Origin of the sequence: Enterococcus malodoratus ATCC 43197, assembly GCF_000407185.1 — a bacterium.
GTDB lineage: Bacteria > Bacillota > Bacilli > Lactobacillales > Enterococcaceae > Enterococcus_A > Enterococcus_A malodoratus.
Genome location: NZ_KE136481.1, coordinates 1,245,628 through 1,259,034 on the forward strand (window position 1 = coordinate 1,245,628; position 13,407 = coordinate 1,259,034).

Below are 13,407 nucleotides of genomic sequence, written 5' to 3' on the forward strand. Positions count from 1 at the left end.
AAAAAGAAGTTGAATCGAAATAAATTCGATTCAGCTTCTTTTTTGCCATAAGATATTCGCTTCGCATGCAAGCTGATCGCCTAGACGAATTTCGTGACGCGTTTTTACTTCATCACCTTCAATGATCTCATAAAAACTCTCAATATCATTTCCATACAATACTTCTTTATCAAATTTGACATTTACATACGTCGGTTCGTGTTGTGTCATAAAGTCATAGCCCAGCACATCGATCAGCCAATTGAAATACATGGCGTTATTAACATGATGATTGCTATCAAGATCATAATATCGTACGTGATACAGCTTTCTTTGTTCCTCTTCGACTTTTTCAATTTTTGGCCAGCGACGAATTTTTTTGGTTTTCGGAGATTCGTAAGGCGCCATAAGTTCGGCGTCGACACTGCTCATTTTCCGATTTTCTATATCCATCAAAACAAAAGACATCTCAATCTTCAATAATTCCGTTCCAGCTAAATCATATATCCAATAGCTTCGATAGTAAAAATAGCGATTGAATTCTGTTGGTTCAGTCACGACTGTAATCTCTTCGCCAACTTGGGGCAGTCGGTTAATCTTTACTTCCGTTTGCGTAATCACCCATGTGATGCCTAAAGTATTGATGTACTCTGTTCCCCGCTGCAATTCATCACTTTGATCCGATGATGCCTTGATAGCGACACTCAATAGAGCAGGAAACGTCATATTTTGATTGATATCGCACTCATAATAAGCGACCTCGTGATTCATGGTGTATCTTTTTCCCAATTACTTTCCTCCTAAAGCTAAGACACGATCTACCGCATCCCCATAACTTTCACCAAAAATATTCAGGTGAACAAGCAGATAGTAAAACTGATAGACCGTTAGTCGATCTTGCCAGCCTTCGCGCATCGGTAGAATTTCTTGGTAGCTGTCGATAAATTCCTGACGAAATCCGCCAAAAAGTTGTGACATCGCGAGATCCATTTCCCGATGTCCGTAAGAAACTGCCGGGTCAACAAAGACCGGCTGACCGTCGACATCGAAAAAGGTATTTCCGCTCCAGAAATCTCCGTGCAATAAAGTTGGTTCAAAAGACATTGTACCCCAATTTTGATAAACCCACTCTTTAAATAACTGATAATTTTTTTCTCGTTGGGCTGTCCAACGATTTCGTCCATTGGCAATTTCAATTTGAACGCCTAAACGATTAGTAAAATAGAAGTCCCACCAATCAGAAGAACGTGTATTAATCTGTGGTAGTAGGCCCATAAAATTATTTCTTTTATAACCAAACTTAATCGCTTTTATCCCATGCAGTTTGCTAAGATCACGCGCCAAGTCCTTTTGGTCGCCTTCGCCTGGTTCGATCCATTCCATCAAAAGAAAGGCACCCCCGGCAAAGCTTCCATGTTGATACGTTTTCGGTACTCGCACAGCATTGCTCAACTCAGCTAAGCCGTCGACCTCTGCTTGAAAGAAATCTGCCGACATTTGAGGATGATATTTCAAAAAAAAGTTTTGTTTGCCATCTGTTACACGATATGCCTGATTGATATCTCCACCACCGATTGGCACTGCTTTTGATTGTAATTGTAGATAATTTAACAATTCATCCATCTCGTCAACTCCTTACAACAAGTAAATTTTTTGTAGGTCTTTGATTTCTGGTGCTGATACTCCAATCCCTTCGTGAATAAACTGTGCTACGGTTCCATAGTGTTCTTTAATTTGTTCAAAACTAGTCTGCAAATAGACTTCCTTAGCAGACATCATGTCTTCAATACCATGTAGCGATTCAGCTGGCAGTCCTGCCAATTCCGCCTTCTTATACATTTCTTGTATAACTTTTTTTAAATAACGATTTGTCGCCATATAATCTTGCACGATCGTTTCACTATCCACGTCTAGACAGTTCAATAAAAGAATCGCTGCGAATCCTGTCCGATCCTTTCCCGCTGTACAATGAAACAGCAAGCTTTCATCTGTTCCCTCGTTGTCCAATACTAAATCAAAAAATTTGCGGTATTGTCCACGAACATGCGTATCTGTTACAAAATGCTTGTATACTTCAACCATTTGCTGAAGAGCATCCTCACCATCTTGCATACGCTGCATCATTTTTTTAGGTGAAGCCGAAGCTGTTTCTGTCTCCTTAATAGGAAAAATTGGTAAAAAAATATTTTTTGCTTCTGGTATCTCTTGATCTGGTTGAGCATTCCGTTCTTCAAGTGAACGAAAATCAACAACTTTTTTGATCCCATACTCGCTTAAATAATTCTTATCTTGGGTGTCTAAATGATTGATACTGGCAGAGCGGATTAGTTTGCGATGAGCAACCTTACGCCCATCCTTTGTCTCATAACCACCCAATTCCCGTAGATTTTCAGCATGTCGAACCGCTAAAAGTTTAGGCATTCAACAAACCTCCTTTTTGCTAAAAGTATAGCACACCCCAGAAGAAAACGCTTTTTCAATCCAAAAAGGACTTAAAACAAGCGCGCTTGTTTCAAGTCCCTTCTGAGTTATGCCAAGGCACCCATTGGGTCCCACGGAGCTAAAACAGTTGGTTCTGCCTCAAAGGCGGTCAATTGTTCTTGCGTTAAAAATTCTTTGCGAACAACGATTTGATACGTGTATTCATCCATCCATTCGTCACTCATAACAAAGAATCCCTTCTCACCGACTTTTTCGCCCCAACTATTTTCAACTTTCCATTTTTTCGCTTGATCATCAATCAAATCGACACCCGTCAAAACCATCGCGTGGGTCATCATACTTTCACCATAATCCAACCGTTCCGCTTTGGTCATTGCCAAATCAACGTCAAACAAATCATCAACATCATACGCATCTAATGCCATAATACCGCTATCGCGAGTGGAAGATTGGCCGACATCACAACCGAACCAAACAGATTCTCCTTGTTCCAATTGTCTAACAGCTAAAGCCTTAAACTCGTCCATTTCAAGATTCAAATATTTTACTGGTTTGTCGCCTACCACATTGCCTAACATATCGACAGTGTAGGACTTCATAAACGGTTTGTCTTCCGTTGGTGCATTGATAATACTTACATAATCATCTAAATTTACACCAACATACTTCTCATAAAAACTTTGCGGTGTTAATGCTTGATCCAAATGATAGTTCTTTTCATCATCGCGATATTCAAAGTCAAAATTATCTGGCGGAGTCCCCAGTGAAATCGCTAAAAGATTATAGACTTCTTGCAGCATCGCTTCACGATTGGCTTGTATCTCCTCATCTGTCGCTTCCTCTGCTGCCATTTGGCGTAATAAAACAGCATGTTTACGCAATAGTTTGTTCAGATAATTATTTAAATCGCGAGAGTTCGAGCTGTTGCTGCTTTCTGGCATCACACTTTTCGGTACGACCCCATATTTTTGAAAAAGGGACACGATCATATCCCATTGACCGCCATCTTGTTGCGGTGTTTGCAAAAGAAAAGCAACTTCGCGACTCGATGTAGGTTGTTCCGCTGTCTTTAAAATATTTTCATAGAAATAATTTGCCTTTTCGTATTTATCCCAAAAAAACGTATAGTTTTGTGAAAGCTCGAAGTCTTTCAATTGGAATGTCGTCAACATTTTATGACGGAAGGTATTTAGTGCCGCGAACATCCAGCAACGACCGGATTGTTTTTGATTCGCTACTTTGCCTGTCGCAAGATCAATCGAAAAGACCGGAGTATTTTCAACATGTGTTTGTATATTTTCGGCAGAGGCACGAATCCCGTTTTTTACAACGCTTCGTTGCAATGCGACTTGTTTAGAATTTTTTTCAAAAGCTTCACGAAAAGCTTCAGTTCGTTCATTTTCAATTTTTGCCATAAAAAAGCCTCCTTGGCCTCATTTTACGCTTAATGAGTCAAAGAGACAATTAGTTTACAAGCTTGGCTGTAATGCTCGCTTTCCTCGAACGATCCAGCGACCGACTTTTTTACTGGATAATGCCGCCGTTAACAACATACTTCCAATAAACAGCAGCAGGACTTCTACGGAACTAATTTCAAAATCAAAATCTAGCGCCCGCAGTCCCTTAACTAAAAATCCATGGAGTAAATACACCGTCAGCGTATTTCTTCCCCAGTTAGAAAAGAAGTAGCGGCCTTTGGGTACCAACATCAAAAAGGCGCTGATACCAATCAAACCGGCTGCAAAGAAAAGCAATCGCTGCGGACCTCCAAGCAATGGATGATTTAGATAATCTTCATACGGTTTAGAACCGAATACCCAATATTTGTTAATCAAATCATTTCCTTGGATAAACAGAAACAAACCGCTAAATAGCAGGATAGCCAACCATTTTTTAGGATAAGACCTCAGCTTCTCAATCCTACTTTTAGGAATCACATATCCCACCATGAAATACGGGAAGAACGTCAATGTCCGCTGAATGGCTAAGTAACGATCAAAAATCGGAAAATAGCCGACTAGTAGTGCAAGAATTAGGCTGGCAATCAAAACTTGTTTAACAGTGAAACGCTTCGTAAGATGAAGAAAGACATTCCAGCAGAACAAACTCAATAAAAACCATAAAGACCATTGCGGGATACCAAGGTCTAAACTAAAGGAATCCTGCAAACCGATCAATGTATAATAGCCGGAATAAAGTAGTTGAAAAAAGATATATGGAAGCAGCAATTTTTTTACCAGACTCATGATTGGTTTGGGGCCGCTTTTCGCAAAGTAGCCTGAAATTAAAATGAAGGCTGGCATATGGAAAGTAAAAATGAAATAGTACAAATCATTATATACTGGATGATCATTCACAAATGGTTGCAAGAAATGTCCGAATACAACTAAGATCATCAAAAAAAGTTTTGCGTTGTCAAAATAGGCATCGCGTTTTTCCATTCTATCCCCCCTCAATTTTGAGTATAACGAGGATTTTTACCAGTTTCAAAAGGATTGCGCTAGTTTTAAAAAAAGGTCATGCTTTCCTCAACATTTCCCTCACATTTAAAGACTTTATTCACAAAAACTTCATTTTTTAGGTGTAAAAAAATAGAGACAATAAAATTGTCTCTAAAAACTCCGGCAGTAGGACTCGAACCTACGACATCATGATTAACAGTCATGCGCTACTACCAACTGAGCTATGCCGGAAGAATACTTTATTATCATATCAATTTTTAAATCATCATGCAATCATAGATTGTTCTTATTAAAAGGTCAGTCGCGCATTTCATTACATTGTGAGAAAAGTACACTAACACGAACTAGGAGAATTTTTTATGCCCAGACGACTTCATCGAAAAAGAAAAAACATCAAGCTAAGACTCGGTCTTTCAATTCTATTAATAGTTATTCTAGCGTTAAGCGGGATCTACATTGAGCACGCTCGCAAGCAACAGACCGCCGCGGAAAAAAATACGGATACCGAGCTTGTCAGCTTGCCCGAAACATCGAATGGCTTCAAAAATAAACAACCAATCGAACCAAAAAATGCCGTTTCGGCTAATATTGAACAAGCTTTAGTAGAAAAAAACTTTAGCGGGACCGTTCTAGTTTTTCAACAAGGCAAAGTCATTTTGAACAAAGCCTATGGTTGGAAAGATCAGGCCAAAAAAATTCATAATACAATTGCCACACAATATTGTATTGGGTCTGTTCAAAAAGGACAAACTGCTTATCTGATTATGCAAGCCGTCAAATCAGGTAAATTGTTCTTGGACGAAAAGCTTAGTGCCTTTTTCCCTCAAGTACCTAATAGCGAAAATATTTCTATTAAAGATATGTTGAATATGAGTTCTGGTTTGCGAATCGATGAAAAAAAAATCGAGACACTAAATACAACCGATACAAAAGAAATACTTTCCGAAACACTTCGCCAAACGACTGTTTCTCCAAATGCCGGTTATTCTTATCAACCAGTTAATTATGTCTTGCTAGCAGGCATTTTAGAACAAATCTATCAAACGGATTACAATTCTTTATTTGATAAGGTATTGAAAGATCCGATGGAATTAAAAGAGACTGATTTCTATTCTGAATCGAATAAGGATCAAGCTCTATCCTATTCGCAATCAGCCAATGGCCCAGTCTACGCACCGACGACCGCATCGTCTTATGCTGACGAGCTTGGCACAGGAAATGTCTTTATGTCCTCAGGCGATCTGTATCAATACTTTCAAAATCTCTTCAACGATCGCTATTTAACAAGTCAAGATCGTGCTGAGCTTTTGCATACCTATCTAGGAGAAAAATATGCCAGCGGTCTCTATACAATGGCAAACAGATACCATACACGCGGCGTTAAAGCTCGCTTCGAAACAGTCGCTGATTTTTCAAAAGATGGAAAAACCGGAATCATCTTGCTATCAAATGTTTGGAATCAACCTAAAGGATACAATGATCTCGTTGGTCAGTTATATAATAAGGTCGCCGCAGTTTCTTAAACGGCGACCCTGTTATAAATAAAGATTTCAGATCATTCGATAGCAACTTTTTTTCTGTTTAAGCAGTTGACAAACAGCCTTTTCTTCGCTATTCTATATCTTGTGTTAAATAACTATGCCGCCTTAGCTCAGCTGGTAGAGCACCACCATGGTAAGGTGGGGGTCGTCGGTTCAAATCCGACAGGTGGCTTCCTAGGAACGTTGAGAAATCAACGTTCCTTTTTTATGCTTAATTTCCTTACAAACAACACAAGATAGAACTGGGCAAGTGACAGCCCCAAAACTATTCCTCCAAAAATATCAGTTATCCAGTGGACTCCGGATACTATTCTTCCTATGACAAGCGCAACCATTCCTATAATGCATAAATAGGATAAATACTTTTTGAGCATTCCCTCTTCCTTGCTCAATAGAAAAAAGCTGAAAATAAAACGGAAACAGCAAGAAATGTATGACTTGATGGATAAGAAGCCTCTAATTGCCCCTCCACTAAAATCGGTCGATAATTGATCACAACTTTTTCAAAAAAGATATAAAAGCCAGCTATAGCCGCATATAAAAATCCTAATCCAAGAATTTCCTGATCAATCAAGCTAATTTTCTTGCGAATACATAATTGTAGAAATCCGCGAAGCGCAAAATAGCCCATGAGTAACAAAGGAAAAATTCCTAATATCTCCGTTAGTTGATACCAAAATGAATGAGTTCCTATCATACTAGAGAAAAATTGATTGATTGTCGCAAATCCTACCTCAGAATGTCGCGGTCCAATTTGCTGTACATTGATCATTTTTAAACAAATCGTGTACGTAATGAAAAATAAAAATAATCCTATCGGTAGGCGTAACGCCTTTTTCTTTTCTTTCATCTGCTTCTTATGCTCCTAACTTTTTATTTGGCAGCTATCCAACTAAAAAGTAGCAAGATTATCAATAAACAAAAAGAAGCGCACCGTCACATAGACGTGACGATGCGTGTCATTGGCTTTTTAATAGGAATCCCACCTTGGTTGCTAAAATCATTAACATATAAGTAGCAGGGTAAGGATGTCTGGTCATGATGAATAGAAGTATGCCGATCAATGTCAAAATTAGGGAAATTTCGTTGTTCACTTTCCGTTCTCTATTAGAAGAAACGAGCTCGTACAATCCAAACGAGATAGTTAAAATAATAAAGATCATAAGAATCGTTTTTAGAAATGGGATCTCAGGATATAATTGCCACATCGTTACAAATGCAATACCATCTCCTCTAGCTTGTCCAAAAATAGGGAGCAGTATCAGCAACCCAACCATACAGTCTAAAATACCTAATAGCAGCTGCTGGAATTTTTGTTTCTGCCTTTTCTTATCGTTTTCTGCAATCGAGATCAACTCGCGATTAGAAAGTAATTCATCAATCGAGATATCAAAAACCTTAGAAATAGCCTTGAGTGACTCAATACTGGGAAACCCTCTACCCGACTCCCACTTCGAAACGGCCGTTCTGGAAATAAACAGCTTATCCGCTAATTCTTCCTGTGTCCACTCTCTATTCTGGCGTAATTGTTTTAGTTTTTCATTGAAATCCACAACATTCCTCCAAATTCTCTTTCAACAATAGTTTTGTTCATAAATCATACCATAATAGAAATTTCTTTTTCGGACAAAAAAAGAATCAGCAGAAATATCGCTGATTCTTTCATTCATTGCTATAGTTTATTCGTCTTCGTCATCATCACTATTGATTCGTTCGTTAACGTGACAAATATTATTTGTAGCTGATTCTACTAGCGCAAGTTCTGTGCCAATCATTTCACTGTTGATAAAATCAATTACCATCGGCATATTCATCCCGGCATACAAATCGATTGCTTGTCCTTCTAAAATCATTCGCGAAACAACGTTGCAAGGAGTACCGCCCATTAAGTCCGCCAATACGACAAACTCATCTAACTCAGCAATCACTGCTTCAAATTTAACACGAAAGTCTTCTGCTGATTCTGAAGGAAGCAAACCGACTGTATAAATGTTTTCTTGCGGTCCCATAATCATTTCCGTACTCTTTTTTAATTCTTCGCAAAAGAGTCCGTGGCTGACTAAAACTAAATTTTTGCCCATATAATTCCTCCCTATCATTCTGCTGAAACTAACAATTTAAATAGTATTATTTAGAAATTACGCCGAATGCAGACAAAGCCACACAAACAACTAAAACGATAAAGATTGCTTTGGTAGAAGTCATGTTCTTTTTGCCTAGCATCCAATAAACACCACCGACGATCCCGGCTGGCAGTAAGCGCGGCAAGATCATGTCTAAATTGTTTTGCATGTTTAGCGTAACATCGCCAATACTTGGTGCCCAAGAAAATTTCACATTGATCATCGTTGCGACAAGTGCCCCGACCATGAAGACCCCAAGTAAAGTTGCCGCATCAGTTAAAGCGGTCAAACGATGCTGCATCGTTGTAACGAGCGAGATTCCTTCACGATAAGCAAATTCCAACTGTTTCCAACGAAAGATCATGACCGCGATTTGTGCGATGATCCAAATAAAGATTCCAGTTGGATTTCCATTGATTGCCATATTGGCAGCTAGAGCGCCAAAGATCGTTGGAATTAAAGCCGCAAAGATCGAATCTCCGATTGCAGCGAAAGGTCCCATCAACCCTGCTTTTAACCCTGAAACTGTCTGTTTACCACCGATTCCTTCTTTTTCTTCGATCGCCAGGTCGATCCCAGTAATGATCGTATTGAAGAAATTCGACGTATTAAAAAATTGTGTATGGGTTTTCATTACTTCTTTTAATTCTGGTGTATCATCGCCATAGATCTTGCGCAGCTGCGGCAAAATCGTGTAAAGATACCCTGATCCTTGCATCCGTTCATAGTTCCAACCTAGCTGGAAAGTGAACAAGCTTCTGCGATTGATCTGCTTAAAATCTTCCTTCGTCAACTTGTAATTAGATTTCGTCATCTTCGATCTCTCCTTCATCTGCATCATTGGAAGCATCATCTTTTTTCGGTGCGGGCGCATTTGGTATCATTTGCCCATTCTTATAGCTGATTGAGGCCAAGGCAAAACCAATCAACGCAACTGCTAACATTGGCAATGCATTGAAGACGCCGCTGAAGTCTTTCACTACACTAGCGACTCCCGTTCCCAATAATTGCATATTGGTGAAGACCGTTCCTAATAAGGCCGTCAATGTGAAGCCCAGAATCAAATAAGGGAAATGTTTTTTGACTGGCAAGTAACGTAATAAAATTGCAAACCCGACTGCTGGTAAAACTGCACCAGCTACTGATAACCCATCACCTAACCATTTTAAATCACCATTTAAGACAGCCACAACTTTTTCTACTAAGCCGCCACCGAAAGCCAAGGCTAGAAAGACTGGTGTCATCCGAGATAAGGACCATGGAAGAGCACCCATTAAGAAGTTCCGTTCAATACCTTTATAATTCATATCCTCAACTAATTTATCGATCCGATGTGCAAAGTACGTATTGGCAAAACGAGCCAGGATATCCAATTGAATCATCAAGCTGGCAACCGGTACTGCGATGGCTGCAATCGCTTGTTCAGGATTCATGCCTAATGCTACGGAAAAGGCTGTTGCCAAAATTGTCCCGGAGTTCGCATCGATTTTTGATGCTCCGCCAAATGTACCGACACCTAAAACGGTCAATTGCATACTACCACCAATAATAAGTCCAGCTTTTAAGTCTCCCATGACTAATCCGGCAAATAATCCGGCAAAAACGGGGGCGCTTAATGAAGAATAAACTTGCAGCTCATCTAAAATTTGATACCCTGCATATAATGTTAATAATAAGATCTGCCACCATAAGATATCCATTGTATTACCCTCCTATTTCGCTAAAAGACTCATAAAGTCTTCTGCTTTGTCACTTGGGACCATTTGTGCAATCAAGCGAACACCTTTATGGTTCAGTTCATTAAATACATCCACGTCCTGATCAACAACATTGATTGACTTTGTAATTGAACGTGTTTCATTCGATTGCGACATATTTCCTACGTTGATCTCTTCAATCGGTACACCTAACTCAACTAGTTTTAACAAACGGTCTGGTTTACGCACGACGATCAATAATCGTTGAGAATCATATTTACCAGCTAAAATATTATGTGCCGCTTTTTCGATTGGCAATACGCTCAATTTCACGCCAGCTGGTGTCGCAAGTTTCAATCCACTTTTTTCAATGTCGTTTTGAGCGACTTCATCATCAATAACCATAATGCGAGAAATGTTCAATTTCGTCGTCCACAAATTTGCCACCTGTCCGTGAATCAAGCGTCCATCAATTCTTACTCCGATAATACTCATGCTTATCCCTCTTTCATTTCTATATATAGTGGTTCTTTTAATAAACTTATTTCAGGTTGATACGTGCCTTCAGTTTCGAAAATGACGATCTCGTTGTTTCCTTTGTTTAGCAACCCTTTAGGAATGTATAGTGAAAGCGTAGGTCCCACTTCCCAGAAACGGCCGATATTCGTTTGATTAACGAAAACGACACCTTTACCAAATTTTGCTAAATCAAGAAAACAATCTTCAACTTCCTCCAAAGCTACCTCATAGCGATAAAAACTTGGCTGATTGGCCTGCCACTCTTTTGAATAATCGACGTTCTCACATGAATCCAACGGCAGACAATAGTGCTCCCAATTAGTAATAAAATGCAGATCCGCCATCACTCCGGTACGAACTCCTTTTTTCTGAGTATCCGCAAATAATTTATGACCGTAATTGACTCGCCCCATGTTTTCGATTAAAACATCGATTTGGTTGTTCGCTTGTTTCAAAGGAACAGTTATATCCTCGCCTATCTCCGTTTGATACTGTGTCGCCTTCAGCTCCTGATTGACAAACAGCTGGCTGCGGTCGCGACCATCAATCACTCTCAGTCTTTCTTCTTCCGCGTCCTTTTCAATTGTCGTTCGATACAGCAAGTACCCGGTATTTTGGCCTAACTGCTCCATTGTTTGCGGATACTTCGAGCGAACAGGTTCGCTGATAGTCTCCAACGTAGCAAACAAACTAACCTTGTCTGTTAAAGGAATACTTTTCTTTTCCATCGTCTGCTTAATCAGCGGTTCCATTTGCGGAAGCTCAGGATAATTCTCGCGGATCATCTTTTGGATCGCGTAATATTTCTCAGTTGGATTTCCTTGTTCGTCTAGTGGCGCGCCGTAATCATAGGAAGTGATCTGCGGTAAATCAATCACTCCGCGAGCAGAGCTGCCATTCATAAAACCAAAATTGGTTCCCCCATGAAACATGTACAAGTTGATACTTCCCTGGACTAGGACCTCTCTCACTGCCTCAGCCAATTCTTGCGGGTCGCGTTGAATGATGGGTTCTTTCCAGCGATTAAACCAGCCATCCCAAAACTCCATACACATTAACGGCCATTTCTTGTCATGTTCATCAAAGAAACTTTGCATCGATGCGAAATTTTCTTTTGCTTTAGAACCAAAATTGCCAGTAACTAAAATATCTTCATCGATCATGCTGCCAGCTCGCAAAGTCGCCCGCCAAGGACCATCTGATGTGAAAAGCGGTGCTGTTATGTCTCGCTCAATCATCAGATCACGAACCGAACGCAGATATTCTTTTTCTTCTCCATAGGAACCGTATTCATTTTCAATTTGAATCATCAGGATATTGCCGCCATTAGAAAGCTGATGCGGCACAATCTTTTTCAGCAGAACATCATAATAGTCAGCGACATGATTCAAATAAACGGTTTCATTTGAACGGATTCGAGTTGATTCATTTAAGAGCCATGCTGGAAAACCGCCAAACTCCCACTCGGCACAAATGTAAGGTGCAGGTCGAACAATTGCATAGAGCCCCAAATCCTGAGCAATTGATAAAAACCGCTCCAAGTCCAAAATGCCCTCAAAATGGAAGTCATTCTTTTTCGGTTCATGCAAGTTCCACGGTACATAGGTCTCAACCGTATTAAATCCTAAGGCCCTCAAGTTATATAATGAATGATACCAATCGGCAGGATCGACCCGGAAATAATGAATCGCTCCAGACATAATCTTGAAAGGTTCTCCATTCAAAAGAAACTCTTCTTTAATTTCAAAAGTATCCAAAAGCTCACTCCTTAATGAAAGCGTTTTTAATATATTAATATATTAAATTATTTTAAATAGAAAGTCAATCCTTTCTATTCTCTTCTGATGTGTTAAAATCAAGCCATAGAGGGAACTCAAACTATTCTAATGAAATTTTTAGTCCCTATTCATTATTTGGAGGAATATTATGGCAATCCCAAAATATCAAATCATCAAAGATGAGCTGAAGCAGCAAATCATTTCTGGTAAATTTGAAAATGGCGACAAGTTTTATACCGAAGCAGAATTGGCAGAGATGTTCAAAGTCAGCTCGATCACAGTTATTCGCGCATTAAATGATTTAGTGAAGGACGGTTTTCTTGTTCGTCATCAAGGGCGCGGCTCCTTCGTCTCCCGAGCTCGGAAAGGAAAAGTAGTCGAATTTTCCGATATAGAATTATTTCCCATCAGCCACGATCAAGTACAAGTGCTATCGATCGTTCGCGGCAATGATCCAGAATTTTTGAGCAAGTTAGAGCTGTCGGATACTGCTTTCTATTATTGTATTGAACGGTTGCGTACCACAGAAGACGTCCCTTACATGTATCATCGGACGTATTTACCGGAACAATATGTAAATTCGAATTTTCCGGAATTAGGCTACTATAGCTCAATTTATCAGCGCTTCAAATTGGATTACAACATTCATATGAACGAAGAGAATTTTACCGAAACCAATGAAATCAAATTTCCTACTCCTAACGAGGAGGCCGAAAAACTACAAATTTCTACCGACGAACCGACCGTTTTACAGATTCGAGTAACAAAACGGCGGGATACTCAACAAGTACTGGAATACGTTGAGACCTATAAGAAATGGAACTTTTACAAGATCGAACTGGTTTCAAAAACGAATTAATGCAGAT

Annotated in this window: 15 protein-coding genes and 2 tRNA genes; 3 read left to right on the top strand and 14 right to left on the bottom strand. The window is 39.6% G+C overall.

Features of this window, described 5'->3' with window-relative positions; genetic code table 11:
• Positions 1-30 precede the first annotated feature (30 nt).
• The 6 genes from I585_RS06245 to I585_RS06270 all read right to left on the bottom strand — a co-directional run bounded on the left by I585_RS06245 (position 31) and on the right by I585_RS06270 (position 5,114).
• A complete protein-coding gene (locus tag I585_RS06245) occupies positions 31-768 on the bottom strand; it encodes an acyl-[acyl-carrier-protein] thioesterase (RefSeq protein WP_010743231.1) in 738 nt (245 codons plus the stop codon).
• On the bottom strand, positions 769-1,602 hold the full coding sequence (locus tag I585_RS06250) for a fructosamine kinase family protein (RefSeq protein ID WP_010743230.1): 834 nt from the start codon (positions 1,600-1,602) through the stop codon (positions 769-771).
• A 12-nt stretch (positions 1,603-1,614) separates the two neighbouring features.
• Positions 1,615-2,400 (bottom strand): tyrosine-protein phosphatase, encoded by a 786-nt coding sequence (locus tag I585_RS06255; RefSeq protein ID WP_010743229.1) that lies wholly within the window; start codon positions 2,398-2,400, stop codon positions 1,615-1,617.
• Positions 2,401-2,507: 107 nt separating this feature from the next.
• Positions 2,508-3,836, bottom strand: coding sequence for a C1 family peptidase (locus I585_RS06260; protein ID WP_010743228.1), 1,329 nt, complete (start codon positions 3,834-3,836; stop codon positions 2,508-2,510).
• Positions 3,837-3,890: 54 nt separating this feature from the next.
• Positions 3,891-4,862: an acyltransferase family protein gene (locus I585_RS06265; protein WP_010743227.1), complete on the bottom strand. Its 972-nt coding sequence runs from the start codon at positions 4,860-4,862 to the stop codon at positions 3,891-3,893.
• Between the two features lie 178 nt (positions 4,863-5,040).
• A tRNA-Asn gene (locus I585_RS06270) sits at positions 5,041-5,114 on the bottom strand.
• A gap of 128 nt (positions 5,115-5,242) precedes the next feature.
• On the opposite strand from I585_RS06270, the gene I585_RS06275 reads away from it, so the two are divergent.
• Positions 5,243-6,406, top strand: a complete 1,164-nt coding sequence (locus I585_RS06275) for a serine hydrolase domain-containing protein (protein WP_010743226.1) — start codon at positions 5,243-5,245, stop codon at positions 6,404-6,406.
• Between the two features lie 117 nt (positions 6,407-6,523).
• A tRNA-Thr gene (locus tag I585_RS06280) sits at positions 6,524-6,596 on the top strand.
• Between the two features lie 19 nt (positions 6,597-6,615).
• Here the strand turns inward: I585_RS06280 and I585_RS23970 are convergent.
• From I585_RS23970 to I585_RS06315, 8 genes are all read right to left on the bottom strand, one after another.
• Positions 6,616-6,885, bottom strand: coding sequence for a phosphatase PAP2 family protein (locus I585_RS23970; protein WP_081631794.1), 270 nt, complete (start codon positions 6,883-6,885; stop codon positions 6,616-6,618).
• The gene (locus I585_RS06285) at positions 6,813-7,274 is read right to left on the bottom strand and encodes a hypothetical protein (RefSeq protein WP_010743225.1); all 462 of its coding nucleotides are present in this window, start codon (positions 7,272-7,274) and stop codon (positions 6,813-6,815) included. Before I585_RS06285 ends, I585_RS23970 begins: the two co-directional genes overlap by 73 nt.
• A gap of 109 nt (positions 7,275-7,383) precedes the next feature.
• Positions 7,384-7,977, bottom strand: coding sequence for a helix-turn-helix domain-containing protein (locus I585_RS06290; protein ID WP_010743224.1), 594 nt, complete (start codon positions 7,975-7,977; stop codon positions 7,384-7,386).
• Between the two features lie 126 nt (positions 7,978-8,103).
• A complete protein-coding gene (locus I585_RS06295) occupies positions 8,104-8,505 on the bottom strand; it encodes a PTS sugar transporter subunit IIA (protein ID WP_010743223.1) in 402 nt (133 codons plus the stop codon).
• Between the two features lie 46 nt (positions 8,506-8,551).
• On the bottom strand, positions 8,552-9,361 hold the full coding sequence (locus I585_RS06300) for a PTS system mannose/fructose/sorbose family transporter subunit IID (RefSeq protein ID WP_010743222.1): 810 nt from the start codon (positions 9,359-9,361) through the stop codon (positions 8,552-8,554).
• Entirely contained in the window at positions 9,348-10,247 is a 900-nt protein-coding gene (locus I585_RS06305; RefSeq protein WP_010743221.1) for a PTS mannose/fructose/sorbose/N-acetylgalactosamine transporter subunit IIC, read from the bottom strand. The genes I585_RS06300 and I585_RS06305 overlap by 14 nt, the downstream gene beginning before the upstream one ends.
• A 12-nt stretch (positions 10,248-10,259) precedes the next feature.
• The gene (locus I585_RS06310) at positions 10,260-10,739 is read right to left on the bottom strand and encodes a PTS sugar transporter subunit IIB (protein ID WP_010743220.1); all 480 of its coding nucleotides are present in this window, start codon (positions 10,737-10,739) and stop codon (positions 10,260-10,262) included.
• Positions 10,740-10,741: 2 nt separating this feature from the next.
• Positions 10,742-12,520 (bottom strand): glycoside hydrolase family 35 protein, encoded by a 1,779-nt coding sequence (locus tag I585_RS06315; RefSeq protein ID WP_010743219.1) that lies wholly within the window; start codon positions 12,518-12,520, stop codon positions 10,742-10,744.
• 169 nt (positions 12,521-12,689) lie between these two features.
• Between I585_RS06315 and I585_RS06320 the strand changes: the two genes are divergently transcribed.
• Positions 12,690-13,400 carry a GntR family transcriptional regulator gene (locus I585_RS06320; RefSeq protein WP_010743218.1) on the top strand — a complete coding sequence of 237 codons (711 nt, stop codon included), beginning with the start codon at positions 12,690-12,692 and terminating at the stop codon, positions 13,398-13,400.
• Positions 13,401-13,407: the final 7 nt, after the last annotated feature.

Bases quoted from the DNA above. Each gene is read 5' to 3' on its own strand.
- I585_RS06250 (WP_010743230.1), bottom strand. From the start codon at position 1,602: ATGGATGAATTGTTAAATTATCTACAATTACAATCAAAAGCAGTGCCA.
- I585_RS06255 (WP_010743229.1), bottom strand. From the start codon at position 2,400: ATGCCTAAACTTTTAGCGGTTCGACATGCTGAAAATCTACGGGAATTG.
- I585_RS06260 (WP_010743228.1), bottom strand. From the start codon at position 3,836: ATGGCAAAAATTGAAAATGAACGAACTGAAGCTTTTCGTGAAGCTTTT.
- I585_RS06265 (WP_010743227.1), bottom strand. From the start codon at position 4,862: ATGGAAAAACGCGATGCCTATTTTGACAACGCAAAACTTTTTTTGATG.
- I585_RS06275 (WP_010743226.1), top strand. From the start codon at position 5,243: ATGCCCAGACGACTTCATCGAAAAAGAAAAAACATCAAGCTAAGACTC.
- I585_RS06285 (WP_010743225.1), bottom strand. From the start codon at position 7,274: ATGAAAGAAAAGAAAAAGGCGTTACGCCTACCGATAGGATTATTTTTA.
- I585_RS06295 (WP_010743223.1), bottom strand. From the start codon at position 8,505: ATGGGCAAAAATTTAGTTTTAGTCAGCCACGGACTCTTTTGCGAAGAA.
- I585_RS06300 (WP_010743222.1), bottom strand. From the start codon at position 9,361: ATGACGAAATCTAATTACAAGTTGACGAAGGAAGATTTTAAGCAGATC.
- I585_RS06305 (WP_010743221.1), bottom strand. From the start codon at position 10,247: ATGGATATCTTATGGTGGCAGATCTTATTATTAACATTATATGCAGGG.
- I585_RS06310 (WP_010743220.1), bottom strand. From the start codon at position 10,739: ATGAGTATTATCGGAGTAAGAATTGATGGACGCTTGATTCACGGACAG.
- I585_RS06320 (WP_010743218.1), top strand. From the start codon at position 12,690: ATGGCAATCCCAAAATATCAAATCATCAAAGATGAGCTGAAGCAGCAA.